19 protein-coding genes and 1 tRNA gene are annotated in these 25811 nt (G+C 71.2%); 11 read left to right on the top strand and 9 right to left on the bottom strand.

Annotated features, from left to right (window positions below; all coding sequences use genetic code 11):
- Window positions 1–115: 115 nt before the first annotated feature.
- The 4 genes from EDF46_RS00070 (at window position 116) to EDF46_RS00085 (ending at window position 4207) form a co-directional block, all read left to right on the top strand.
- Window positions 116–1210: a prephenate dehydrogenase gene (locus EDF46_RS00070; protein WP_123504260.1), complete on the top strand. Its 1095-nt coding sequence runs from the start codon at window positions 116–118 to the stop codon at window positions 1208–1210.
- 143 nt (window positions 1211–1353) lie between these two features.
- Window positions 1354–2022 carry a (d)CMP kinase gene (cmk, locus tag EDF46_RS00075; RefSeq protein WP_123505120.1) on the top strand — a complete coding sequence of 223 codons (669 nt, stop codon included), beginning with the start codon at window positions 1354–1356 and terminating at the stop codon, window positions 2020–2022.
- Window positions 2023–2053: 31 nt separating this feature from the next.
- Window positions 2054–3565: a ribosome biogenesis GTPase Der gene (der, locus tag EDF46_RS00080; RefSeq protein ID WP_123504261.1), complete on the top strand. Its 1512-nt coding sequence runs from the start codon at window positions 2054–2056 to the stop codon at window positions 3563–3565.
- Window positions 3566–3673: 108 nt separating this feature from the next.
- Window positions 3674–4207: a hypothetical protein gene (locus tag EDF46_RS00085; protein ID WP_123504262.1), complete on the top strand. Its 534-nt coding sequence runs from the start codon at window positions 3674–3676 to the stop codon at window positions 4205–4207.
- A gap of 169 nt (window positions 4208–4376) precedes the next feature.
- Here the strand turns inward: EDF46_RS00085 and EDF46_RS00090 are convergent, their stop codons facing one another.
- Window positions 4377–4838 (bottom strand): helix-turn-helix domain-containing protein, encoded by a 462-nt coding sequence (locus EDF46_RS00090; protein WP_123504263.1) that lies wholly within the window; start codon window positions 4836–4838, stop codon window positions 4377–4379.
- A 54-nt stretch (window positions 4839–4892) separates the two neighbouring features.
- Between EDF46_RS00090 and EDF46_RS00095 the strand changes: the two genes are divergently transcribed.
- Both EDF46_RS00095 and EDF46_RS00100 read left to right on the top strand, forming a co-directional pair.
- A complete protein-coding gene (locus EDF46_RS00095; protein WP_123504264.1) occupies window positions 4893–6095 on the top strand; it encodes an MFS transporter in 1203 nt (400 codons plus the stop codon).
- Window positions 6096–6233: 138 nt separating this feature from the next.
- Window positions 6234–8360: a primary-amine oxidase gene (locus EDF46_RS00100; protein ID WP_233579719.1), complete on the top strand. Its 2127-nt coding sequence runs from the start codon at window positions 6234–6236 to the stop codon at window positions 8358–8360.
- 197 nt (window positions 8361–8557) lie between these two features.
- On the opposite strand, the gene EDF46_RS00105 is transcribed toward EDF46_RS00100, so the two are convergent.
- A complete protein-coding gene (locus tag EDF46_RS00105) occupies window positions 8558–8944 on the bottom strand; it encodes a hypothetical protein (RefSeq protein WP_123504265.1) in 387 nt (128 codons plus the stop codon).
- 148 nt (window positions 8945–9092) lie between these two features.
- On the opposite strand from EDF46_RS00105, the gene EDF46_RS00110 reads away from it, so the two are divergent.
- Window positions 9093–9169, top strand: a tRNA-Pro gene (locus tag EDF46_RS00110).
- A gap of 253 nt (window positions 9170–9422) precedes the next feature.
- Window positions 9423–10220, top strand: coding sequence for an aldo/keto reductase (locus tag EDF46_RS00115; RefSeq protein ID WP_123504266.1), 798 nt, complete (start codon window positions 9423–9425; stop codon window positions 10218–10220).
- Between the two features lie 9 nt (window positions 10221–10229).
- Here EDF46_RS00115 and EDF46_RS00120 read toward each other — a convergent pair whose 3' ends face one another.
- The 3 genes from EDF46_RS00120 to EDF46_RS00130 form a co-directional block, all read right to left on the bottom strand.
- A complete protein-coding gene (locus EDF46_RS00120) occupies window positions 10230–10667 on the bottom strand; it encodes a Dabb family protein (RefSeq protein WP_123504267.1) in 438 nt (145 codons plus the stop codon).
- Window positions 10668–10949: 282 nt separating this feature from the next.
- The gene (locus EDF46_RS00125) at window positions 10950–12743 is read right to left on the bottom strand and encodes a DEAD/DEAH box helicase (protein ID WP_123505122.1); all 1794 of its coding nucleotides are present in this window, start codon (window positions 12741–12743) and stop codon (window positions 10950–10952) included.
- 91 nt (window positions 12744–12834) lie between these two features.
- On the bottom strand, window positions 12835–14268 hold the full coding sequence (locus EDF46_RS00130) for an APC family permease (RefSeq protein WP_123504268.1): 1434 nt from the start codon (window positions 14266–14268) through the stop codon (window positions 12835–12837).
- Between the two features lie 188 nt (window positions 14269–14456).
- On the opposite strand from EDF46_RS00130, the gene EDF46_RS00135 reads away from it, so the two are divergent.
- Window positions 14457–16286, top strand: coding sequence for a BCCT family transporter (locus EDF46_RS00135; RefSeq protein ID WP_123504269.1), 1830 nt, complete (start codon window positions 14457–14459; stop codon window positions 16284–16286).
- 580 nt (window positions 16287–16866) lie between these two features.
- Here the strand turns inward: EDF46_RS00135 and EDF46_RS00145 are convergent.
- From EDF46_RS00145 to EDF46_RS00155, 3 genes are all read right to left on the bottom strand, one after another.
- Window positions 16867–19029, bottom strand: a complete 2163-nt coding sequence (locus tag EDF46_RS00145; protein ID WP_123504270.1) for an ATP-dependent DNA helicase RecQ — start codon at window positions 19027–19029, stop codon at window positions 16867–16869.
- 84 nt (window positions 19030–19113) lie between these two features.
- Complete coding sequence (locus EDF46_RS00150; protein ID WP_123504271.1) at window positions 19114–22413, bottom strand: DEAD/DEAH box helicase; 3300 nt, start codon at window positions 22411–22413, stop codon at window positions 19114–19116.
- Window positions 22414–22500: 87 nt separating this feature from the next.
- Window positions 22501–23094, bottom strand: a complete 594-nt coding sequence (locus tag EDF46_RS00155; protein WP_123504272.1) for a bifunctional 2-polyprenyl-6-hydroxyphenol methylase/3-demethylubiquinol 3-O-methyltransferase UbiG — start codon at window positions 23092–23094, stop codon at window positions 22501–22503.
- Window positions 23095–23366: 272 nt separating this feature from the next.
- On the opposite strand from EDF46_RS00155, the gene EDF46_RS00160 reads away from it, so the two are divergent.
- The gene (locus EDF46_RS00160) at window positions 23367–25001 is read left to right on the top strand and encodes a molybdopterin-dependent oxidoreductase (RefSeq protein ID WP_123504273.1); all 1635 of its coding nucleotides are present in this window, start codon (window positions 23367–23369) and stop codon (window positions 24999–25001) included.
- A gap of 34 nt (window positions 25002–25035) precedes the next feature.
- On the opposite strand, the gene EDF46_RS17895 is transcribed toward EDF46_RS00160, so the two are convergent.
- A complete protein-coding gene (locus tag EDF46_RS17895) occupies window positions 25036–25275 on the bottom strand; it encodes a hypothetical protein (protein ID WP_148061099.1) in 240 nt (79 codons plus the stop codon).
- Window positions 25276–25421: 146 nt separating this feature from the next.
- Between EDF46_RS17895 and EDF46_RS00165 the strand changes: the two genes are divergently transcribed.
- Window positions 25422–25721, top strand: coding sequence for a hypothetical protein (locus tag EDF46_RS00165; RefSeq protein ID WP_123504274.1), 300 nt, complete (start codon window positions 25422–25424; stop codon window positions 25719–25721).
- Window positions 25722–25811: the final 90 nt, after the last annotated feature.

Below are 25811 nucleotides of genomic sequence, written 5' to 3' on the forward strand. Positions count from 1 at the left end.
GCGACGTGACCGGCGGCCGCGCCCCGGCGCCCAGCCGCCGCTCGGAGGTGCGCCGCCAGCAGGAGCAGCGCCGCAAAGGCCAGCGCCCGGGCGGGCAGCGACCCGGAGGCGACCGGTGAGCGACGACTCCAAGCGCCTGGCCGGAGTCGTCCGAATCGTCGGATCGGGCCTCCTCGGCGCCAGCATCGGCCTCGCGCTCCGGCAGCAGGGCGTCGAGGTCATCCTCGACGACGCCTCGCCGTCGGCCCGACGCCTCGCGATCGACTACGGCGCCGGCCGCGCTCCCGCCGAGGGCGACGAGCCCACGCTGATCGTCGTGTGCGTGCCGCCCGACGTGACAGCCGACATCGTCGAGCGCGAGCTGGAGTCCTACCCCGCAGCCCTGGTGACCGACGTCGCCAGCGTGAAGGTGGAGCCCCTGCGCGAGCTCGAGCGCCGCGGCGCCGACGTCTCGCGCTACATCGGCTCGCACCCCATGGCCGGGCGTGAGCGCGGCGGCCCCGTCTCGGCGCGCGCCGACCTGTTCGTCGGGCGCCCCTGGGTGATCGCAGGGCACGACGGCATCAGCTACCGCGCTGCGGCGGCCCTCGAAGACCTCGTCCTCGACCTCGGCGCGACCCCGATCGAGATGACTCCCGAAGACCACGACGCCGGAGTCGCCGTCGTGTCGCATGCCCCGCAGGTCGTGGCGTCGCTCATGGCGGCGCGCCTTCGCGATGCTCCGGACGCCTCGCTCGGCCTCGCCGGCCAGGGCGTCCGCGACGTGACGCGGATCGCTGCCAGCGATCCCGCGCTGTGGGTGCAGATCCTCGGCGCCAACGCGGCCGGGGTCGCCACGGTGCTGCGCGCTTACCGCGACGACCTCGACGGCGTCATCGCCGCACTCGACGCGCCTGCCGACCCGGGCTCGCTCCGCGTCGTCGCCGAGGCGATCGGCTCGGGCAACGCGGGTGTGGCCCGCCTGCCCGGCAAGCACGGCCAGAAGAAGGTGTTCACGCAGGTGGTGGTGCTCGTCGACGACACCCCCGGCCAGCTCGGACGCCTGCTGACCGAGATCGGCGAGATCGGGGTCAACCTCGAGGACCTCCGCCTGGAGCACTCGCCCGGCGCCCAGTTCGGCCTCGCCGAGGTGAGCGTCGTGCCCGAGCACGAAGAACGACTGATCGACGACCTGGTCCGCCGCGGGTGGACCATCGCAGGAGCACAGTGAGCAACGCAGACCTTCCCCAGAAATCGAACCCCCAGAACTCCAACCCCCAGAACTCGAACCCGCAGACGTCCGCCGAGCTCGCCGCCTTCAAGAGCGACCTCCTCGCGCGGTACCGCGCCAGCGACCTCTACCGCCCGGTCGTCGTGGCCGTCGACGGCCCCGCCGGCAGCGGCAAGTCCAGTGTCAGCAAGGCGGCCGCTCGGGCGCTCGGCTTCGACTACCAGGACACCGGTGCCGCCTACCGGGCCTTCGCGCTGCACGTCGCGAACTCCGACGTCGATCTGACCGACCCCGCCGCGGTGGTGGCTGCCATCCCGAGCTTCGACTACGAGATCGGCATCGACCCCGACGAGTACTTCGTGAAGGTCGCAGGCGTCGACGTCACCGACGAGATCAGGACGCCGCGCGTGACACAGTCGGTCGCGCACGTGTCGAAGATTCCCGAGGTGCGCGAGTTCCTGGTCTCCCTCTTTCGCGGCGTGATCTCGTCGACGTCGAAACCCGGCGTCGTCACCGAGGGGCGCGACATCACCACGGTGGTCGCACCGGACGCTCAGGTGCGAATCCTGCTCACGGCGTCCGAAGAGGCTAGAATGGCGAGGCGTTCCGCGGAGATCACGGGGCAGAGTGCCGAAGAAACAGCCCGGCAGCTGACCAGGAGAGACCAGCAGGACAGCAAGGTGGTCGATTTCATGACAGCCGCTCCCGGCGTCACCACCCTCGACTCCACTCATCTCGACTTCGATCAGACCGTCTCGGCCGTGGTCGAGCTCGTGCGTTCCACTGCCACGGCGCCCGCCGCCGAAGGCTGAGCGCGCGGGCACCAAACCGCAAGGAGCCAGCATGGCGAACGACAAAGAAGACTTCCCGGAGTTCGACGACTCCATGGCCGACCGCCTGGCGACCCTCGACGACGTCGACGCCGACCAGCGCGCGGCGTCGCTCCGCCAGGGCCTCGAGGCGTACGAGCTCGAGGACGAAGACCTCGACGTGCTCGACGCGTCGGAGTGGGACCCGAACGCGATCACCTACGCGCCCGCACTCCCGGTGCTCGCCATCGTCGGCCGCCCGAACGTCGGCAAGTCGCAGCTCGTCAACCGCATCATCGGCCGCCGTGAGGCCGTCGTCGAAGACAAGCCCGGCGTCACCCGCGACCGCGTCTCGTACAAGGCCGAGTGGGGCGGACGCCGCTTCACCATCGTCGACACCGGCGGGTGGGAGCCCGACGCGCTCGGCATCGACGCCTCCGTCGCGATGCAGGCCGAGATCGCGGTCGACCTCGCCGACGCCGTGCTGTTCGTCGTCGACGTCAACGTCGGGGCCACCGCGACCGACGAGCACGTCGTGCGGATGCTCCGCGCCACCCACAAGCCCGTGCTGCTCGTGGCCAACAAGACCGACGACGACCGCAAGGCCATCGAGGCGGCCGAGCTCTGGAGCCTCGGCCTCGGCGAGCCGTTCCCGGTCTCTGCCCTCCACGGCCGTGGCGTCGCCGACCTGCTCGACAAGGCCATGACGATGCTCCCGGCCGTCTCGAAGGTCGCCAAAGAAGAGATCGGCGGCCCCCGCCGCGTCGCGATCCTCGGTCGCCCGAACGTCGGCAAGTCGTCGCTGCTCAACAAGTCGGCCGGCGAGGAGCGCGTCGTCGTCAACGAGATGGCCGGCACCACCCGCGACCCCGTCGACGAGCAGGTCGAGCTCGGCGGCCGCATCTGGACCTTCGTCGACACCGCCGGCATCCGCAAGCGCGTCCACCTCCAGCAGGGCGCCGACTTCTACGCATCGCTGCGCACGTCTGCCGCTCTCGAGAAGGCCGAGGTCGCTGTCGTGGTCCTCGACGTGACAGAGACGATCTCGACGCAGGATCTCCGCATCATCGATCTCGTCCTCGAGTCCGGGCGCGCTCTGGTCCTGGCGTTCAACAAGTGGGACCTCCTCGACGAAGATCGCCGCCGCTACCTCGAGCGCGAGATCGAGCAGGACCTCGATCACGTCTCCTGGGCGCCGCGCGTCAACATCTCGGCCAAGACCGGCCGCCACCTCGAGAAGCTCGTGCCCGCGCTCGAGCTCGCCCTCGAGTCGTGGGACACCCGCGTGCCCACCGGAAAGTTCAACGCCCTGCTCGCCGAGCTCACCCAGGAGCACCCGCACCCCGTGCGCGGCGGCAAGCAGCCGCGCATCCTGTTCGGCACGCAGGCGGCCAACCGTCCGCCGACGTTCGTGCTCTTCACGACCGGGTTCCTCGACCCGCAGTACCGCCGCTTCATCACCCGGCGCCTGCGCGAGATCTTCGGCTTCGAAGGCACGCCGATCACCGTGAACATGCGCGTGCGCGAGAAGCGCAAGCGCGCGTAGGCCTGAACCCATCGAATCGGCCTCGACGGCAGTCCGCGGACTGGCGTCGAGGCCGATTCTGTCTGTGCAGGCGAGGCGCGGGTGCGGGAATGGGCGAGAATGGACGGCATGGCCACCGCATCGACGCCGACCCCCGGCACGTTCGGAGCGCTGCTCGACGGGTTGTTCGGCCGGTTCCGCGTCGACCGGCTCGCCGGCGGCCGTCAGCACGCCTATGTCGTGCGCGAGGACATGCGGTCGCACCCTCTGACGGTCCGGGCCTTCCAGCGCATCCGGGCACTGCTCGTCAGCGAGACGGCGGTCGGGCTCGCCGCGATCGTCATCGCCGTGGTGCTCGCGTCGCACGGGGTGCAGGTGCCGTGGGCTGTGTGGTTCCGCTCGACGGTGGTGCTGCTCCTGACGCTGTCGCTGTACGTGTTCGCCTGGCGCGCCCAGCTCGGCTACTACTGGGCGTTCGCGCGGATGCGGCTGTTCTCGCGGATCTTCCCGCTCGTCACGGTGGTCGTCGCGAGCTTCCCGGGGCTGTACCCGACGTGGATGGTCGTCGAGCAGCTCGTGTTCTCGGCGCTCATGGTCGGGGTCGCCGTGCAGCTGTCGTCGCCGACGATGCGGTCGGCGTTCCCGCCGCCGGTGCGGGGCTGAGGTCGGCGGCCGCGCGGGCGGCAGCCGGCGTAGCCGCTGGCCGGCGTGGAGGGGCTCAGCTAACCGTCTCACGCGCCGCTAACCGTCGCGTCGGTTAGCGACGCGTGAGACGGTTAGCCGTGCGAGGGTGCGGCGCGGCGCGGCGGCGCGGCGCGGCGCGGCGCGACGGCTACGGGGCCGCGACCGGCCGCCGCTCGACGCGCACCGCCGACGGCGCGACAGCACGCCCGGCCGGGTCGACGAACGCCAGGCGCAGCGGCTCGTCGGTGTCGGCGGCCCGGTACGAGAGGCGAGTTCCTGCGCCCTCGACCGGGCGGTGGTCGTTGCCCCACCGGCCGAGTGCCGCCAGGACCGGCGCCAGCTCGCGACCGGCCGGGGTCAGGACGTACTCGTCGCGCTCGCGCTCGCCGGGCTCGCGGTAGGTCTGGCGCTCGAGCACCCCGTACTCGACGAGGGTCGCGAGGCGGGTCGTGAGCACGTCGGGAGAGACGCCGAGGGAGGCGCGGAACTCCGAGAAGCGGGTTCTGCCGAGGAACGCGTCGCGCACCACGAGGAGGGCCCAGCGCTCGCCGAGGACGTCGAGGCTCTGGGCGATGCCGCAGGTGGGGTCGGGGCAGGGGCGCGGGGGCATGCGTCAACGATAGCTCACTTGGTTTTCCGTATCCAGCCCTGCTAGGGTCGCCCCATGCCCGCTTCGAGCCGTCTCGCCTTCTGGACCTGCGCCGCCGTCCTCGCCCTCGCGCTGTGGACGTCGGGGGCGGCCACGCCGGTGTACCCGCTCTACTCCGCCGACTGGCACCTCTCGCCGTTCGCGACGACCGCCATCTTCGCGGTCTACCCGCTCGTGCTCGTGATCGTGCTGCTCGTCTTCGGCGACCTCAGCGACACGATCGGGCGCCGAGGCAGCATCCTGCTGGGCGTGCTCGCGTCGATCGTCGGCGTGCTGCTGTTCGCGCTCGCGCCCGGGGTCGTCTGGGTGCTGATCGGCCGTGGGTTCATGGGCCTCGGAGTCGGCCTGTCGCTGAGCCCCGCCACCGCGAAGATGATCGACATCGCCGGTCCGGTCAACTCGGCCCGCACCGGTGCGATCAGCACCGCATCGACGGCGGTCGGCCTCGTGTTCGCGACCCTGCTGGGTGGCGCGCTCGTGCAGTACGCGCCGTTCCCGCTGCACCTCACCTACTGGGTGCTGCTCGCCGTCGAGGCCGTCGTGCTCGTGCTGGTCGGGCGCCTCGAGCCGGATCGCCCCGCCGGCGGCGCGCGCTGGCGACCTCGTGGCATCCACGTTCCGAAGGCCCTGTGGGGCGCGGTCGCCGCCGCGGCGGTGTGCGTGAGCGCCTCGTACGCGCTCGGCGCCGTGGTGCTGTCGCTCGGCGCGTCGATCGGCAAGCAGCTCGTCGGCAGCGACAACGCGTTCGTGACGGGCGCCATCATCGCCCTGTCGATGGTCGTGATCGGCGTCGTCGCGCTGGCATCGCGCAGGATCCCGCTCGTCGTGGCCACCCCGATCGCGTTCGTCGCGGCCGCCGCCGGCTTCGGCTCGCTCATCCTGGCCGCGTCGCTGCACTCGCTCGGGCTCTTCCTCGTGTTCTGCGTGCTCGGCGGCGTCGCCTACAGCCTCCTGTTCGCCGCCGGCCTCCAGATCGTCAGCCGCTACGCGCCCGCACACCACCGCGCCGGAACCCTGTCGGCCGTCTACCTCGTCGCCTACCTCGTTCAGGGAGCCGCCGCGCTGTGGCTCGGAGCCGAGGCCACCGCCGGCGGGCTCGCGCACGCGGTCGACGTGGGAGCCCCGGCGATCGTCGCGCTCGCCCTCGCGGCGCTGGTGCTCGTCGTGCTGCTCGCGCGGCCGCGGGCGGCGCGCGCCGTGCCGGCGTCGCAGGGGTAGCGCGGCCGGCCGCCGCCGAAACGGCGACCCTGCGCGCCGTTTCGGCAGTGGGCGTGGGGCCCGCCCCGTCGGTACGGTCGACGGACGCCGGCCCGGCGACGTCGCCGCGGCCCCCAGCCCCGCCTCGGAGGACCGCCCGTGACCCACACCCCGCCCGACGCCGACCACGCCGACGCCGACGACACCGCGCCGGAGCACGCCGGCCATGACCACGACGCGCACCCCGGCCACGCCGCCGCCGATCACGACGCGCACGGCGGCCACGCCCACCACGACGACGCGGTGCCCGCTGGCGCCGCCCGCACGAGCGACGCCGGCCCCGCCGCTCACCCGCTCGAGCCGCTGTCGGCGGCCGAGATCGCCGGGGTGGCGCGGATCCTGCGCCGGGATCAGGGGCTGAAGGCCACTTCGCGGTTCGTCTTCATCGAGACGTTCGACCCGCCCAAGGCGGAGGTCGTCGCCTGGCGGCCCGGCGACGCGTGGGACCGCCAGGGGTTCGCGGTGATCCGCGAGACGGCCGAGCACGCGACGTACGAGGCGATCGTGTCGCTGACGCAGGACGCCGTGGTGTCGTTCGAGCACATCGAGGGCGTGCAGCCGCCGATCACGGTGGAGGAGTTCGACAAGTCCGAGGAGCTGGTGCGCGCCGACCCGCGCTGGCAGGCGGCGATGCGGCTGCGCGGGGTCGACGACTTCAGCGGCGCCATGATCGACAAGTGGTCGTCGGGCTACACCGGCGAGGGCGACGCCCCGACGCGGCGCCTCGCCCGGCTGCTGACCTTCGTGCGGCGCGGGCAGTACGACAACGGCTACGCGCACCCCGTCGAGGGCCTGATCGTGACGATCGACATGGACACCTGGGAGGTGCTGGAGGTCGCCGACCACGGCGTCGTGCCGCTGCCGCCGACCAACGGCAACTTCGAGGAGGCGCTCTGGTCGCGCGACGGCCAGTACCCGCCGCTCACCGCGGCCCGCGCGCCGATGAAGCCGATCGAGATCAGCCAGCCCGAGGGGTCGAGCGTGGTGCTCGACGGGCACTCGCTGAGCTGGGGCCCGTGGCGGCTGAACGTCGGCTACACGCCCCGGGAGGGCGTCGTGCTGCAGGATGTCCGGTACGACGACCACGGCCGCCTGCGGCCGGTGCTCTACCGCGGGTCGGTCGCCGAGATGTACGTGCCCTACGGCGACCCCGCGGCTACGCACTGGAACAAGAACGTCTTCGACGAGGGCGAGTACGGCCTCGGAGTGCTCGCGAACTCGCTCGAGCTCGGCTGCGACTGCGTCGGCGAGATCCTCTACCTCGACGCCGTGGTGAACGACCAGGACGGCGGCGCGATCACGATCCCGAACGGGATCTGCATCCACGAGGAAGACGCCGGCATCGGCTGGAAGCACACCGAGTACCGCGACGGCCGCGGCGAGGTGCGCCGCAACCGCCGCCTCGTCATCTCGTTCTTCGTCACCGTCGGCAACTACGACTACGGCTTCTACTGGAACCTGCACCTCGACGGCTCCATCGAGCTCGAGGTGAAGCTCACCGGCATCATCTCGACCGGCGCCCTGCTCGAGGGTGCGGTCGCCCCCGGCGGCGAGCCCGGCTTCGGCACGCAGGTCGCGCCCCAGCTCTACGGCCCGCACCACCAGCACTTCTTCTCGGTGCGCCTCGACATGCAGGTCGACGGCCAGTGCAACAACGTCGACGAGCTGAACTCGGCGGCTGTCCCGGCGGGGCCCGAGAACCCGTGGGGGAGCGCGTGGAAGGTGTCGCGCACCCGCCTGACCTCCGAGGCCGGCGCGGCCCGCGAGGCGTCGCCGCAGACCGCGCGCACCTGGCTGGTGACGTCGTCCGACACTCTCAACGGCATCGGCGGGCGCCCCGGCTACCTGATCGAGCCCGGCGCGGCCGCGCCCTTCTTCGCTATGCCCGGGTCGCAGCAGCGCGAGCGCGGAGCCTTCGCGACGAAGCAGCTCTGGGTAACGCAGTACTCACCCCGCGAGCGGTACGCAGCCGGCGAGTACATCGCGCAGCAGCCCGCCGACCAGGGCGTCTCGCGCTTCATCGAGGGCGACCGGCCGCTCGAAGACCAGGACGTCGTCTGCTGGTACACCGTCGGCGTGCACCACGTCGTGCGGCCCGAGGACTGGCCCGTGATGCCGGTCGCGCGCGCCGGGTTCCACCTCAAGCCCGTCGGGTTCTTCGACGGCAACCCCATGCTCGACCTGCCGATGGAGCCGATGGGGGATCACTGCGCGCATCACGCGTGAGGGGCGTCGTCGTCGTCCTTAGCTAAGGACGCCGTGCACACTCACGAGGATTTCGGGCGAATCGTGCATGCCCCACGAGGATCCCGGGGCGCGGGTGCGACGCCGACAAGGACGCCCCGCCGCGCGATCCTTGCGAACTCGCGGCGCGCGGGGCTGAGCCCGCCGTGCGAGAGGGCCCGCGGGAGCGCCCCGGGTGGTCAGTGGGCGCTGGGCACCCTAGTGAGTGTCACGAAGTCATCGCCGACGCGGGAGAGCGTCATCGTCGAGTCGTTCTTCGAGAACGTCGCCGTGTAGTCGACGGTGGTGCCGCCCTGCTCGACCTCGAGCGTGTAGCCGGTGCCGTCCGAGCCCGTGATGTGGCACATGCCCGGCTTCGCGATCTCGATCATGGTCGCGCCCTTGTAGAGCATGTTCGTGCAGTTTCCGTCGTCGCTGACGGTTTTGTTCGCCGAGCCGTCGCTGGCCCGCCACACGCCCTCGATGCTCGGGTACCCCGTCGAGCACCCCGTCAAAGCCAGGGCGCAGGAACTCAGGATCGCCACCGCGATCACCGTCGTCGCTGGCTTCACGTGCGTCGCTCTCATCGTGCCTCCAGCCTACGGCGCGGGTCGGGGGTCGCCGCACCTCCGCCGATGCAGGAGTGGTTCGGAGCGGGCGCCGGAGTCGGGTATGCTGGTCCGGTTGCCTCGGTCGGGGCAACACCGGGTCGCACTTCATCACGAAGAGCAATCTCGGGCTGTGGCGCAGCTTGGTAGCGCACTTGACTGGGGGTCAAGGGGTCGCAGGTTCAAATCCTGTCAGCCCGACCAGTGTCAGATAACGACGCGCTTGTGAAGACGGTCGCCCACGGGCGGCCGTCTTCGTTCGTGCGGGCGTGGCGCTGCCGGCGAGATGGCTCTCGCCGTCGCCTGCGATCCGGCACGGCGCCGGCGGAGGCCATCTCGCGACAGGTGCGGGGCGCTCCGCCGCGAACCGCCCACGCTGAGACAGGCCCTCCTCCGGGCGGGTACGACAGAATCAGGACGGGTCGTTGCGACGGCCCCGAGTGAGAGGGCCCTCCGCATGAGCATCGCCGACCTGACCGTCCCCCTGCCCAACGCCCCGGGCGTCGCCATGCCCGCCATCGGCTTCGGCACCTGGCAGGTGAACCGCGAGGCGGTCGCCGTGGCTGCGGCGGCCGGCTACCCGGCGTTCGACAGCGCAACGATGTACCACACGGAGCGCGACGTCGCCGCGGGTCTGGCCGACGAGGGCCTCGCCCCGGCCGACCGCTTCCTCACGACGAAGATCTGGCGCACCGACATGTCTGACGGGGGAGTCCGCCGCGCCTTCCACGCCTCCAGCAAGAACTTCGGAGTCGACGTCGTCGACCTCCTCCTGATCCACTGGCCGCAGAACGCGAAGACCAACCTCGAGACCTGGCTCGCGATGCAGGAACTCCTCGACGCCGGCCAGGTACGCGCCATCGGGGTCTCGAACTTCGACGCGGCCGACCTCGACGCCCTCGCGAAGGGATCGGACGTCGTGCCGGCCGTCAACCAGATCGAGCTGCACCCCCGCCGCCAGCGCGCGCAGCTCGTCGAGGAGAACCGCCAGCGGGGGATCTCGACGACCGCGTACTCGCCCCTGGGGCAGGGTGGGCCGGTGCTGCGGGATCCTGCGCTGGGTGCCATCGCATCTGATCACGGCGTCACGAGCGCGCAGGTCGCTCTGCGGTGGCTCGTGCAGAAGGGGATCGTGGCGATTCCGCGGTCGTCGAACCCGGAGCGGATCCGAGAGAACATCGACCTCGACGGGTTCGCCCTCGACGACGACGAGATGGCGCGCATCGACGATCTGCCGCGGCAGCTGCGGAACTGACCGCGCTTCTCAGGACTCGCCGTCGTCGACGATGTCGAACACGAGCGCGCCGCGGCCGCCGGTCTCGAGAAGGGGGCCGACGAACTCCTTGAAGACGGCGTGCTCCGGGTCGAAGAACGCGGGGTCGCTCTGCACGGGGGCGCCGACGTAGTAGTTGCGGTCGCCCTCCGACGCGAAGGTCACGACGAAGCCGACCTCGAATCCGTGTCCGGCATTCTCGCCGCTCGACTGCGGGCCCGCATCGATCGACACGATGTACGGGGCGCCGTCGGGCCGGACCGAGTGGCGCAGCTGCCGGAACCGCCGAGTCACCTCGTCGCGCTGCTCCTGCGTCGCCTCCGGCCCGAAGCGGAAGAGCACCACGTGCCGGACGCGAGTCGGCCTGTAGTCGCGTGCGGTGAAGGCGGCAGGCCCGACGGATGCCAGCTCGACTGTGAGATCGTCCATGCGGTGAGGGTATCCGGTTGCAGGGTGGTCTGGCCCGGGCCGTGGGTCGGGCGGCGCAAGGTGGCGTTGCCGGTCTAGCGGCGCGAGGTGGCGTTGCCGGTCTAGCCGCGCGAGGTGGCCTTACGCGTCGGGTCGCGGGCGGCGAGGCGACGGCGGGGGCCACCTCGCCGAAGAGTCCGGGCAGCACAGGAACTGCCGCCGGCAACCCGCCGCCGCAGCGCACGCCCAACCCCGCCGAGCGCGCGCGCCTGGACGCAACCCGCGGCAGGGCCCGCAGGACTTCTAGTAGCGCGGCTTGCGCGCCGGCCGCTCGTCGCGCGACCCGCGGTCGGACTCGCGCGGCGGACGCGCAGCCCCGGCACCACGGCGATCGGGACGGATCTCGATGAGCTTGCCGCTGATGCGGGTGTCGGCGAGGCGGTCGAGCATGTCCTGGCCGACCTCCGACGAGAGCTCGACGATCGAGAAGTCGGGGCGGATCTGGATGGCGCCGAAGTCCTCGCGCGACAGTCCGCCCTCGTTGGCCAGAGCGCCGACGATCTGACGCGGCTCGACGCGCTGGCGGCGACCGACCTCGATGCGGTAGGCGGTCATCGGCGCGTTCGAGCGGGGGCGGCGCTCGGGGCGCTCGCCGCGGTCGTCGCGATCGAAGGAGCGAGCCGGACGGTCTCCGTCGCGAGCGGGGCGCTCCTCGCGCGGCGGACGCGCGGCGCGCTCGGCGGCCGGGTCGAGCAGCAGCGGGGTGTCGCCCTGGGCGACGACGGCGAGGGCGGCGGCGACGTCGGCCTCGGGCACGTCGTGGTGCTCGACGTAGTGCGCGATGATGTCGCGGAAGTCCGAGATCCGCGCCTCCTGCGACAGCGCCTCGGTGATCGAGTCGTCGAAGCGGGTCAGGCGGGTCACGTTGACGTCTTCGACGGTCGGCAGCTGCATCTGCGTGAGCGGCTGGCGAGTGGCCTTCTCGATCGCACCGAGGAGGCGGCGCTCGCGGGGCGTGACGAAGCTGATCGCCGCGCCCGAGCGGCCTGCGCGACCGGTGCGGCCGATGCGGTGGACGTACGACTCGGTGTCGATCGGGATGTCGTAGTTGACGACGTGGCTGATGCGGTCGACGTCGAGGCCGCGGGCCGCGACGTCGGTGGCGACCAGGATGTCGAGCTTGCCCGACTTGAGCTGGTTGACGGTCCGCTCGCGCTGCGCCTGGGCGACGTCTCCCGAGATGGCGGCGGCGGAGTACCCGCGGGCGCGCAGCTTCTCGGCCAGCGTCTCGGTCTCGCTCTTGGTGCGGACGAAGATGATCATGCCCTCGAAGTTCTCGACCTCGAGGATGCGCGTGAGGGCGTCGACCTTCTGCGGGTACGACACCATCAGGTAGCGCTGGGTGGTGTTGGCCGACGTGGTGGTCTTCTGCTTGACCGTGATCTCTTCGGCGTCGTTCAGGTACTGCTTCGAGATGCGGCGGATCTGCGACGGCATCGTCGCCGAGAACAGCGCGACCTGCTTGTCGTCGGGGGTGTCGGCGAGGATCGTCTCGACGTCTTCGGCGAAGCCCATCTTGAGCATCTCGTCGGCCTCGTCGAGCACGAGGTACTTGAGCTCGGACAGGTCGAGCGTGCCCTTGGCGAGGTGGTCCATGATGCGGCCGGGGGTGCCGACGACGACGTGGACGCCGCGGCGGAGAGCCGACAGCTGCACGCCGTAGGCCTGGCCGCCGTAGACGGGGAGCACGTGGACCCCGCGCATGCCCGACGCGAACTGCTCGAACGCCTCGCAGACCTGGAGCGCGAGCTCGCGGGTGGGGGAGAGGACGAGCGCCTGCGGCTTCTTGGCCGACACATCGAGGCGCGACAGGATGGGGAGCGCGAAGGCGGCGGTCTTGCCGGTTCCGGTCTGGGCGAGGCCGACGACGTCGCGGCCGGCGAGCAGCGTCGGGATCGTCGCGGCCTGGATCGCCGACGGCGTCTCATAGCCGATGGAGCGGACGGCCTTCAGGACCTCGTCGCTCAGCCCCAGGTCGGCGAACGTCACCTGGTCGCTCTCGCCGCTCTCTGCGGCTGCGGGATTCTCGGTCTCGATCGGGGCTTTTTCGTCACTCACTGTATGAACCGTAGTCGGTCGGGAGGGGTGGTTGGTGCCGGGGCGGCAATTCAGGCGGGGTGCGGTGCCGTCAGGGGCGGGCGGCGGGCTCGTCTTCGGGCGCCGGTGCAGCTTCGGGAGCTGCAGTTCCTGTGCGCCGTCTGACGAGGAAGGTGACGCCCCAGAGCACGATCCCGATGACGAGGAGGGCGCCGGCGATCTCGTACTGCTCGTAGCCGCGGCCCGACGACCAGGGCAGGACCAGCCACAGGCAGGCGAGGATCCCGATGACGGGCAGCACGCGGCCGGCGCGGAAGTGGCCGTGCGGCACGGTGTCGCGCCGCAGCTTGAGGACGACCAGGTTGACCACCGCGAACACGGCGAGCAGCAGCAGCGAGGTGGTTCCGCCGAGCACGGCGACGATCGGCGACTCGGGCGACAGTGACACGTAGCCGATCAGCAGCAGGCTGATCCCGGTCGTGAAGAGGATTGAGGCCCACGGCGTCTGGTTCTTCGCGTGCACCTTCGACAGGAAGCCGGGCAGCACGCGCTGCTTGCTCATGCCGTAGAGCAGGCGGCTGGCCATCATCATGTTGATGAGCGCCGAGTTGGCGACGGCGAACATCGAGATGAACGGCAGCAGCGATCCGATCGGGAATCCCGGCGCCGCCGTCTCGACCACCGTCACCAGGGGCGTCTCGTTGTCGGCGAGCTGGCCGATCGGCACCACGGCGACCGCGCAGAGCGACACGAGCACGTAGATGACGGCGGTGACGCCGAGGCCGGTGAGCATGACGCGCGGGAAGATCTTCGAGGGGTCCTTCGTCTCTTCGGCCATGTTGACGCTGTCCTCGAAGCCGACCATCGCGAAGAACGCCAGGCTCGTCGCGGTCGAGATGCTGAGCAGCAGCGCCTTGTCGCCCGGGGTCTCGAACATGACCACGCGCGAGAAGTCGGCGCGGCCGCCGAAGATGGCGTAGAAGCCGATCAGGATCACCATCACGAGACCCGACAGCTCGACCAGCGTCAGCACGACGTTCGCCTTGACGCTCTCGGAGACGCCGCGGAAGTTGATGGCCATCACCAGCAGCATGAAGCCCATCGCGATCAGCATGACCGTGCCGTTGCCGAGCTCGACGTCGATGCCCGCCGCCAGGTTCGCCGCGAACGCGCGGGAGGCCGTCGCCGCCGAGGTGATGCCCGAGCACATCACGATGAACGTGATGAGGAACGTCACGAAGTGGATGCCGAACGCCTTGTGCACGTAGAGCGCGGCGCCGGCGGTCTGCGGGTACTTCGTCACGAGCTCCAGGTACGAGAAGGCCGTCACCAGCGCGACGCCGAACGCGATGAGGAACGGCAGCCACGCGGCCCCGCCGACCTCCGCCGCGACCTGCCCGGTGAGGGCGTAGACGCCCGTGCCGAGGATGTCTCCGACGATGAACAGCAGCAGGAGCTTCGGGCCGATCGCCCGCTTGAGCTCCGTCTCCTGCTTGGGCGCGGGCGCTTGGGTCGTTGCAGCCATGAGGACCTCCGGAGTATCTACTGCTCGGGTCGTGCGATTCGGGCCATCCTGCCCTCGTGGTTTTCGCGCGGTTACGTCTGCGGGGGAGATTGCAGATCGTGCAGTTCTGCTTCTGCGCAGGAACTCGCTGCCGCGACTCGTGGCATACTCCATTTCAGTGGGCTCACCTCCCACGGATCGGGGTCGGAATGTCGTCGCAGAAGTCAGGTGCGCCTGCTGTCAGGATTTCAGGTGCGCCCGCCGTCAAGCGCTGGGTGTTCTGGCCCGCCGCCGTGCTGGTGCTCGCTTTCGTCGCCTTCACGCTGGCCGCACCCGCCACCGCCGAGGGCGTGTTCGCCGCCGTGCAGACCGCCATCGTGCGCGACTTCAGCTGGTACTACGTCTTGATCGCCGCGGGCTTCGTCGGCTTCGCGATCTGGATGGGGTTCAGCCGGTACGGCGACATCGTGCTCGGCCGCGACACCGACAAGCCGGAGTTCTCGACGGCGTCGTGGTTCTCGCTGCTCTTCGCCGCGGGAATGGGCATCGGACTCGTCTTCTACGGGGTGTCGGAGCCGCTCAGCCACTTCGCCGACCCGCGCCCCGGCGTCACCGGCGCGCCTGCGCACCTCGCTCAGGAGGCGATCACGCAGACCTTCCTGCACTGGGGCCTGCACGCATGGGGCATCTACGTGGTCGTCGGACTGGCCCTCGCCTACGCCGTGCACCGCCGGGGCCGGCCGGTGTCGATCCGCTGGGCGCTCGAGCCCGTGCTCGGCAAGCGGGTGCGCGGCGGGTGGGGCAACCTCATCGACGTCATCGCTCTCGTCGGCACGCTTTTCGGCGTCGCCACCTCGCTCGGCCTCGGCGTCCTGCAGATCAGCGCCGGGCTCGAGAAGACCGGGTTCGTGCAGTCGTCGCTGACCGTGCAGATCGTGCTGATCATCGTCGTCACGCTCGTCGCCGTCGTCTCGCTCGTCACGGGTGTGGCGCGGGGCATGAAGCTCCTGTCGAACTTCAACCTGCTGCTCGCGGGCGCACTGCTCGTCTTCGTGTTGATCGTCGGGCCCACGCAGTTCCTGATGAGGGAATTCGTGCAGTCGATCGGCGCCTACCTGCAGGGCTTCGTCGGGCTGTCGTTCACGGTCAGCGCGTTCTCGGGTGCGCGCGGCGAGGCGTGGCAGGGCACCTGGACGACGTTCTACTGGGGCTGGTGGATGTCGTGGGCGCCGTTCGTCGGGATCTTCATCGCGCGCATCTCGAAGGGACGCACCGTGCGGCAGTTCGTCTTCGGGGTGCTGCTCGTTCCGACGCTGCTGACCTTCCTGTGGTTCGGCGTGCTGGGCGGGACGGCGCTGTTCGCGCAGCTGTACGGGGGTGGCGGGTTGATCGGGGGTGCTCTCGGTGGGTCTGGTGCCGGCTCGGGTGGGGCTGGGGCTGTCTTCGGTGGGTCTGGTGCCGGCTCGGGTGGGGCTGTCGACGTCGAGGGGGCTCTGTTTCAGCTGCTGGGGTCGCTGCCGGCCGGGTCGGTGCTCGTCGTGGGTGCGATCATCCTCATCGCCGTGTTCTTCGTGACGTCGGCCGACAGCGGGGCGCTCGTCATGGCGATGATCGCGACCGGCGGCGACATCGAGCCGAAGGCGTGGATCCGCGTCTTCTTCGCCGGCATCACTGCGCTCGTGGCCATCGCTCTCCTCGTCGCCGCCGGCCTCACCGCCCTGAAGACCGCCGCCATCACCACGGCGCTGCCCTTCAGCATCGTGATGATCCTGATGTGCTGGGCAACCGTCGTCGCGTTCAGTCGCGAGTCGCGGGCGTACGCGCGCGCCCATCGCGCCGTGCTGCTCTCCGAGCTCAGCGCGCACTACGACCGCGAGGTCGTCGCGCCGCTCGAGCGTGAGCCGCGCACCGGGCCGATCGCGCGGGTGCGGCGGCGGCTCGGAGGTGGTGGGTCGGCGTGGCCGGGGGGCCCGGCGGGGTCTGGTGGGGCTGGTGCGTCTGGTGCGGGGTCGAGTGGGTCTGGGGTGCCGCCGGAGTAGCGCGGCGGGCCTGCGCGGCGGCCCGGAGTGTCCTTCGCGGCAGCTCGGCCCACGATCGCGACATGACACCAAGCCGGATTGTGGTGTCATGTCGCGATCGTGGGCCGGAGTATCGCGATCGTGGGCATCGGCGGCCGGTCGTCGGGCCCGACCCACGATCGGGACTCGGCACCACGGCACGACGTGGTGTGGAGTCCCGATCGTGGTGCGTTCGGCCGCGTGCGTGGTGCGGAGTCCCGATCGTGGTGCGGGGGCGCGGCGTCGGGCCCTGCCGGCCGTGCTCGGCGCGGCTTCTGCCCACGATCGGGACTCGGCACCACGGCACGACGTGGTGGGGAGTCCTGATCGTGGTGCGTTCGGCCGGGTGCGTGGTGTGGAGTCCCGATCGTGGTGCGGGGGCGCGGCGTCGGGCGGAGGTGAACGCGAGGCGCGGGCGTGCGGACGCCGGGCGAGCGTGCGCCGGGCGCGAGCGTGCGCCGGGCGCGCCGGGCGCGACGGACGCGACGGGCGCGCCGGGCGCGCCGGACGCGACGGGCGCGCCGGACGCGACGGACGCGACGGGCGCGCCGGCCCGCCTGCCCTAGCCGACGACGGCGAGCGCGAAGGGCAGCACGGCGTCGGCGCCAGCACGACGGAGGGCGCGGCCGGCCACGGTGAGGGTCCAGCGGCTGTCGACGAGGTCGTCCACGAGCAGGACGGGGCCGGAGTGGGCGGCGAGGGTCGCGGCGAGCTCGGCCGGCACGTGCACGCTCTCCCAGACGTCGGCGAGGCGGAAGACGCTGTTTCCGCCGCGTTCGCGCCTGGCCGGAACGGAATCGGCCGCACCGGTCGGGCCGGGAGGGGCCACGCGCGACGACGCGAGCGAGCCCAGCACGGGAAGCCTGCCGACGGCGCCGAGGGCCTCGGCCAGGGAAGCGATGAGCTGCGGGTGGGTCGACGACGGCATCGCGACGATGCCGGTGGGTCGGGCCTCCCACGGCCAGTCGGCGAGGACGCGCACGCACCCGTCGAGGAGGGAGCGGCTGAGCGGCGCGTCGGGGGTGGCCGGGGCGAAGGTGGTGCGGAGGGTTGTTCCCCACCCGAGATCGGTGAGTCGGGCGAGGGCACGGCCGGGCTCCACGCGCTCGGCGGGGCTGATCTTGCCCTTCACCGACAGGCCCACGCGGTCGGCGCCCGTCGGCCATTGCGCGCGGGGCTCGATCTCGACGCCGACCCGGTCGAGGGCGCCGGCGGCCTGCGTGGCTGCGGATGAGTCGACGTCGACCGGGTACCACGCGCCGGCGCAGACGTCGCACCGACCGCAGGGTGCCGCGGCCGGGTCGTCGAGGTCGGCCTGCAGCAGCTGCATGCGGCAGGTCTCGCCCGATTCGTACCGGATCATCGCGTTCTGCTCGGCGACGCGGGCCTCGGCGATGCGGCCGTAGCGCTCGGCGTCGTAGCTCCAGCCGGTCTCCGTCGAGATCCAGCCGCCCTGCACTCGCTTGGCGGCCCCGTCGACGTCGAGCACTTTGAGCATGAGCTCGAGCGGCGACCGCTTGACGTCGACCCGGGCCTCGAGCGCCTGCGTCGACATGGGCAGGTCGGTGAGCGCGGACAGCACCGCGTGCGCCCGCGCCTCGGAGGGCATGGACGCTGTCGCGAAGTACTGCCAGATCTCGCCGTCTTCGCTCCCCGGCAGCAGCAGCACGTCGGCCGAGTCGGTGGCTCGCCCCGCGCGGCCGATCTGCTGGTAGTACGCGACGGGGGAGCTCGGCGCGCCGAGGTGCACGACGAACCCGAGGTCGGGCTTGTCGAACCCCATGCCGAGGGCGCTGGTCGCCACGAGTGCTTTCAGGTCGTTCGTCTTGAGGCGCTGCTCGAGCCGTTCGCGCTCTTCGGGATCAGTGCGCCCGGAGTAGGAGGCGACGTCGTACCCGGCGTCACGCAGCAGCCGCGCGGTGTCGTCGGCGGCGGAGATGGTGAGCGTGTAGATGATGCCCGAGCCGGGCAGGTCGGTGAGGTGGTCGATGAGCCAGCCGAGGCGCTCCCTGCTCGAGGGCAGGGTCAGGACACCGAGCCGGAGCGAGGCTCGGGCGAGGGAGCCTCGGATGGTGAGCACCGGGGTTCCTGCGCCCAGTTGCTCTTCGACGTCAGCCACGACTCGGGCATTCGCGGTCGCGGTCGTCGCCAGCACGGGAACCTCGTGCGGAAGCGTGCGGATGAGGTCGGCCAGCCGCCTGTAGTCGGGCCGGAAGTCGTGGCCCCAGTCGGAGATGCAGTGCGCCTCGTCGACGACGAGCATGCCGAGCGTGCGGATCAGCTCGGGCATCTGCTCGTCACGGAACCGCGGGTTATTGAGCCGCTCGGGCGACACCAGCAGCACGTCGACCTCACCGGCCGCGATGCGCTCGCGCACGTCGCCCCACTCGTGCGCGTTGGCCGAGTTGAGCGCTGCGGCGCGCACTCCGGCTCGGGCAGCGGCCGCCACCTGGTCGCGCATGAGGGCGAGCAGAGGGCTGACGAGCAGGGTCGGGCCGGCCCCGCGACGCCGGAGCAGAAGGGTTGCGATGAAGTAGACGGCTGACTTGCCCCATCCGGTGCGCTGCACGACCAGGGCTCGCCGACGATCGGCCACCAGCGCCCGAATCGCCTCGAGCTGCCCGTCGTGGAACACCGCGTCGTCACGCCCGGTCAGCGCTCGCAGGAGCTCGAGGGCCTCCGCGTCGAGAGAGGTGCCGTCGATGGTCGTGGTGCCGTCTGTCATGCCCCTACTCTCGCAGGGGCCGCCGACATCCCGCTGAAGTTATCCACAGGGTCCGTCGCCCTCGAGGGCACGCACGAGCCAGTGCTACCCCTCGAGCAGCCCTCGGATGTCGGCCGCCGTGAGCGACCCGCCGAATGCGGCCTCGTCGTCGTCCATCATCGCGTCGAAGAGCTTGGCCTTCGTCTCTTTCAGCGCCATGACCTTCTCTTCGATGGTGTCGTTGGCGATCATCCGGTAGACCATCACGTTCGAGGTCTGACCGATGCGGTGGGTGCGGTCGATGGCCTGCGCCTCGGAGGCGGGGTTCCACCAGGGATCGAGCAGGAAGACGTAGTCGGCCTCGGTCAGGTTCAGCCCGAACCCGCCGGCCTTCAGGCTGATCAGGAAGACCGGCGCCGCCCCCGCCTTGAACTCGTCGATCACCTCGGCGCGGTGGCGCGTCGAGCCGTCGAGGTAGGTGTGCGCGATGCCCGCGCCGTCGAGCCGGGCCTGGACGAGCCGGAGGTACGACGTGAACTGGCTGAAGATCAGCGCCCGGTGCCCGCCCGCCACCACGTCGGCGAGCTCTTCGAGCAGCACCTCGAGCTTCGACGACGGCACGTCGGCGTAGGCCTCGGCGTCGATGAGCGACGCGTCGAGCGCCAGCATCCGCAGCAGCGTCAGCGACCGGAACACGATGAACCGGTTGCGATCCAGGTCGTCGACGAGATCGAGCAGCTTCATCCGCTCCCGCTGCAGCACGAGGTCGTAGAGCTTGCGGTGCGCCGGCGCGAGGTCGACGCGCAGCACCTGCTCCTGCTTCTCGGGCAGGTCGGACGCCACGAGCTCCTTGGTGCGCCGCAGCATCAGCGGTCGCACGCGCCGCCGCAGTCGAGCGAGCAGATCGGGCCGGTCGTGCTGCGAGATCGGCTTGAGGTACTCCTCGGTGAACCGCAGACCCGTCGTCAGCAGACCCGGCGACACCACATGGAAGAGCGACCAGAGATCCATCAGGTCGTTCTCGAGCGGCGTGCCCGTGATGGCGAGCTTGAACGGCGCACGGATCTCGACGGCCGCCTTGTGCGCCTTCGACTGCCGGTTCTTGATCATCTGCGCCTCGTCGAGCACGAGCCCGGCCCAGTCCACCGCCTCGTACCTGGCGAGGTCGAGCCGCAGAAGCGCGTACGACGTGACGATCACGTCGTGCGCGGCAGCCAGCTCGTCGAGCTTCAGCCGCCCCTTCGCCGCCGTCGTCGTCACGCCCGCGACACGGAGGCCCGGCGTGAACTTCGCCGCCTCGGCCACCCAGTTCGAGACCACAGACGTCGGTGCGACGACCAAGAACGGGGGCGCAGGAACTCCGGAACCCCGCCGCACATGCTCCATCAGGGCGAGCGTCTGCAGCGTCTTGCCCAGACCCATGTCGTCGGCCAGCACGCCGCCGAGCCCGTGCTCGTAGAGGAAGGCCAGCCACCGGAACCCGTCGACCTGATAAGGCCGCAGCTCGGCCTGCACGGTGTCGGGCACCGGAGACGCCTGGATGCTCTCGCCGGCCGCGATGCCGTTGAGCCCCTCGGCGGTGCGGCGCCACGACTCGGCCTGGTGGCTGGCGTCGGCGAGCTCCTCGAACTCCGACCAGAGGCTCGCCTGGTACCGGTTGATGTGGAGCTCGCCCGCCGGACCGCCACCAGCGCTCCACTCGTCGAGCGCCTCGGCCTCGGCGATCAGCCGCTTGAGCTCGTCGAAGACCGGCTGCTTCAGCGACAGGTACGTCTTGTCGACCATCAGCAGCTTGTCGCGGCCCTTGGCCAGCGCGCTGAACAGCGGCGTGAACGGGATGGTGCGGCCCTCGACGGTGACGAGCACGCCGAGGTCGAACCAGTCGCGCTTGTCCGTCTCGACCGTGGTCACCGTGAGCTGCGGCGTCTCGGTCAGCTCGCGGTAGTCGGGGCGCTCGCCGACCTGGCGCACGCGCACGTCGTCGCGGGCCTCGAGCACCGGCAGGACCGTGGCGACGAACTCCGCGGCGTCGAGCCCGCGCAACGCGAGCTTGGCAGGCGGGCCGCCCAGCACGCCGTCGAGATCGCCCGGCACCGGGTACGTCGACAGCCTCTCGACGCGGCCGGCGTACTCCCACGCCCACTCGAGGTCGAGGCGGTCGCCGTCCTCGAACGTGCAAGTGAGCGTCAGCATCGGCGGCTCGATCTCGGGCAGCGCCACCGAGGCGTCCGAGCTGACGACCTCCACCGTCGAGGCGAGGCGGGGATAGAACTCCTGCAGGAACTCGTCCCTCGCCGCCGCCGGAACCTCGATCGGGCGCGGGCTGGTCAGCAGAGCCCGCTGCTCGGCGGTCAGGTGCCCCGTCGGCGCGAGGGTGAAGTGCGGCGCGGGCGTGAAGGCCCACGTGTAGACGCCGTGGTCGGCGACGACCCCGACGAACGGCGCGGGATGGGAGCGCTCGCCGATGAGCACCGTCGGAGTGAGGTGGATCGACGCGTCGTCGGCGGCGGCAGGGAGCGGAGCACGCGCGGCGTCGAGCGTGAGCCGCGCCTCGTCGGCCACGGTCACGTCGGTCTCGCGCTTGCCGGTGACGAAGCCAATGCCGAGCCGGGCGCCCTCGGCCAGCAGCGGCCAGAGCAGAGGGCTCGCGAAGTCGTCGAGGTACAGCCAGTCGGCCTCGCCCGGCACGTACGCCTCCCGGGCGGACCGGTGCAGCGCCTGGAACTGGCCGAACCAGCGGTGCTGCTCGGGGCTCGAGCCGAGACGGTTGAGCGAGAACGGGAGGGTGGTCCAGGTGAGGGAGGCGCGCGTCCAGTTGCCTCGAGCGCTCATCGTGACGGGCCGGACACCGAGCCGGAAGCTGCCGCCCGCCGTGGCCGAGCGGGGCGTGGCGGGTCGGGATGTCGGTGCTCCCCAGCGCTGGGTGGGCGTGCGACCACGCTCGCGGAGCTCGAACTGGAGCCCCATCGGCGTAGCCGTCTCGCGCGGAGGTGCCGGGGTGCCGGTGAGGGCCTCGAGCGCGGACTTCCAGGCGGGGGCGGCCGGGTCGGGAGGCGCCCCCGGTGACACGGACTGCGCGCCCGCCGTCACGGTCTGCTGCACCTTCGCCGCGTTCGCCGCGAGCAGGAGCGCAGCGACGTGCTTGCAGGCCTCGCCGACGAAGCACGTGCAGGAGCTCTGCGTCGGCCGGCCATAGTCGCCGCGCGCCGGCGTGAGGGTGACCGCGGCCTCGTACGGCTCGTCCTCACTGCCCTTGACCGACCCGCTCAGGCGGTGCTCGACGGGATTCCACGCGGTGCTGAGCACGAGCTGCGACCGGACAGAGCTCTTGGCACGCTCGAACGCCGGCCGGCCCACCAGCCGGATCACGTCCGTCGCATCGACGAGGGGAGGTGCCTCGGTCATGGGTCCAGTCTGGCAGGGGCCGCCGACACTCGTCGGCGTTCTCCACAGGCCCGCGAAAGACGCGCACCAGGCCAGCGGCGACCTCTTTTATGCGGTCGCCTTCACCGCCACCAGCACCTCGTCGCGGCCCTCGCGCACCGGATGCGGCAGCAGGCCCGCCTGCGCGTTGGTCCAGCCCTCGCCGAGCTGCGCGGCGAGGTCGGCAGCGGCGAAGAAGAACTCCGGTCCGATCATCGCGTGCTCGTGCGCCTCGTGCCCCACCACGACGAGCGTGCCGCCGGAGCGGGTGGCGGCCGCCATCGTGGCGAGGAGCGTCGACATCTCGGCGGGCGGGAAGTGCGAGTACTGCGACGAGACGAGGTCGAAGTCGGCGCCCGACGGCCGCCAGGTGAGGGCGTCGGCGTGCAGCCAGTCGACGGGGCGGAGCCCGGCGGCGGATTCGGCGGCGGTGCGGGCCCGCGTGAGCGCCACGGAGGACAGCTCGAGTGCGGTCACATCCCATCCCTGCTGTGCGAGCCAGATCGAGTCGCCGCCTTCGCCTGATCCGATGTCGAGTGCGCGGCCGGGCGTGAGGCCCGTCGCGGTCGAGACGAGGTGCGGGTTGGGGTTGCCGCTCCAGCGCGGGCGGTCGCCGTAGAGGTCGTTCCAGAAGGCTTCGTCGGGCACGGGAGAGGAGGTCATGCTCCCAGGGTGGGGGCGGCGCGGGTGCGGGGGCAAGCTCGTTTGCCGGGTTGGCAAATCGTTGGCTGCCTTTGGTGAGGATTGCGGGGGTGAGCGTCCTTGTGGCGTGCGCACGGCAGGGCGGATCTCCTTGTGGTGCCTTCAGCCGGAGCGCGAAATCCTTGTGTGCCGACGCGGCGTCCTTCGATAAGGCACGGCGCGGGTCTTACGAGATGCCGCGAGACTGTGGATAACCACAGCAGGAACTCGGGCCGCTCGCCTAGCCTCGATCCATGTCCACACGTGTCGCTCCGCCTGTCGCGGCCCCGCCTGCCGCGGCGGTGCCGTCGAGCCGCGCGCTGAAGGTGTGGGCGGCGCTCGGCGGGGTCCTCGCCCTGATCGCGTTCCTCGCGTCGGCCGAGGCGGTCGCCGTCGTGATCGGCGCCGGGTCCAGCCCGCTCGTGGGCGTCGGCGGCGCGGTCATCGACCTCGCGCCGCCCGGGGCGAAGAACCTGATGGTGGCACTCTTCGGCACCGGCGACAAGGCTGCGCTCTTCGCGCTCATGGGGGTTCTGCTCGTGATCATCACGGCGGGCGCCGGGCTGCTCGAACGCAGCCGGCCACCGTTGGGGCGCGTGGTGTTCGGCGTCGGCGGGCTGCTGGCGATCCTCGCCGTGCGCACCCGTGCCGGAGCGGGCAACTTCGACATCGTGCCGTCGCTCGTCGGGGCCATCGTCGCCACTCTCGTGCTCCATGCCGTGATCGCGCGGCTGTTCCGGTGGGAGGCCGCCGCACGGTACGACGCCGGCGAGATGGAGGTGCGGCCGAAGCTGTCGCCCGCCATGCGGTCGTCGGGCCTGGAACGGCGCGCGTTCTTCCGCTGGACCGCCCTCAGCGCTGCGGCGTGGGCCGTGGTCGGGGCGGGTGCCCGAGTGATCAACGGCGCCGTCGTCAATGCGGAGGCACTGCGTGCCGCGGTGAAGCTGCCGGCCGCTGCCGTGACCGAGGATGCGGCTCCGGCGGGGGCTTCGCTCTCGGTCGCCGGCATCACGCCGTACATCACGCCCAACGCCGACTTCTACCGGATCGACACGGCGCTCTCCGTGCCGCAGATCGACCCGTCGACGTGGAGCCTGCAGATCGAGGGGCTCGTCGAGACGCCCATCACCCTGACCTGGAAGCAGCTGCTCGACCTTCCGCTCGTCGAGCACACGGCCACGCTGTCGTGCGTGTCGAACGAGGTCGGAGGCGACCTCATCGGCAACGCGCGCTGGCTCGGCTATCCGATCCGGGAGCTGCTCAAGCGCGGGGCTCCCGACGCGTCGGCCGACATGGTGCTGTCGCGGAGCATCGACGGCTTCACCGCCGGCACGCCGCTGTCGGTGCTGCAGGACGACTCGACGCAGGCGCTCCTCGCGATCGGGATGAACGGTGAGCCTCTGCCGCTCGAGCATGGATTTCCGGTGCGGATGGTCGTGCCCGGCCTGTTCGGCTACGTGAGCGCCACGAAGTGGGTGACGTCGCTGAAGGTCACGCGCTTCGCCGACGAGAAGGCGTACTGGTCGACGCGCGGGTGGACCGAGAAGGGGCCGGCGAAGCTGGAGTCGCGCATCGACACCCCGTCGGGCTCGAAGACCGTGTCGGCGGGCACCGTGCCGATCGCCGGCGTCGCGTGGGAGCCCCACACCGGCGTCGCCGCCGTCGAGATCCGCGTCGACAACGGTGACTGGGTCGAGGCGACGCTCGCCGATTCGATCAGCGACGACACCTGGCGGCAGTGGGTGTACCGGTGGGACGCCACGAAGGGCCGGCACCGGATCCAGGTGCGGGCGACGTCGAAAGACGGCAAGCGGCAGACGGCGAAGTACGTTCCGCCGGCTCCCGACGGAGCCGAGGGCTGGGACGAAGTGACGGTCACCGTGGCCTGAGGCCTGGCGCCGGTCGTGGGTGGCCGAGCCGCCGCTAGTGGCCGGCGACGAGGAGGCTTGCGAAGGCGAGGGTGCCGGTGGCGCCGAGTCCGACGAGGATCGAGCAGGCCACGGTGACGACACGCTGGCGTCGACGCTCGGCTGCACGGACGAGGCGGCGGCTCGCCGACTCATCGAGAGCCCGCAGCACGTCTGAGTCCACGAGAGATGAGGCCGCTACCGAGGCCGTCTGGCGCCGAACTGCGGTGAGTCGCGGGGGAGTGATGGTGGTCATGGCTGCCTCGAGTCGTCGAATGCCTGCTTTCAGACGACTGTTCGGAGGCCCCGAGCAGGAAGGTGGGTATTCGCTGAGATTCGTCTCCGGCGGCCCCGAGCGGGTTGCACGTGGGTGCACCCCGCACCCGCGACGTCCAATGGGCCATGGCAGTCCAGAACGCGACGATCGTGGCCGTCATCGGCGCGCGGTCGGCAGAGGTCATCACGGCCCTGGGAGAGTCGCACGGAGTCGACGCACTCGTGCTCGGCGAACCCGACGACCACGGCACCAAGCGGATCAGCGCGTCGAACGCTCCGTACGTCGTCCACGACGCGGACCCGCTTGGTCACGTCGCCCATGCGTGGGTCGAGTTCTACGACGATCGCTCGACGGCCGGCGCCCTCGAGCTCGAGGCGGCGCTCGCCGCCCCACTCCGCCCCGCCCCGCCGCGCCGACGCGTCTAGTCGCGATTCCGGCATCTAGTCGCGAATAAACGCGCCGAGAAGTCGGATTCGCGACTAGATGAGGCCGCGGAGGGCACGCCGCCCCCGCCC

The organism is Frondihabitans sp. PhB188 (genome assembly GCF_003752365.1).
GTDB lineage: Bacteria > Actinomycetota > Actinomycetes > Actinomycetales > Microbacteriaceae > Frondihabitans.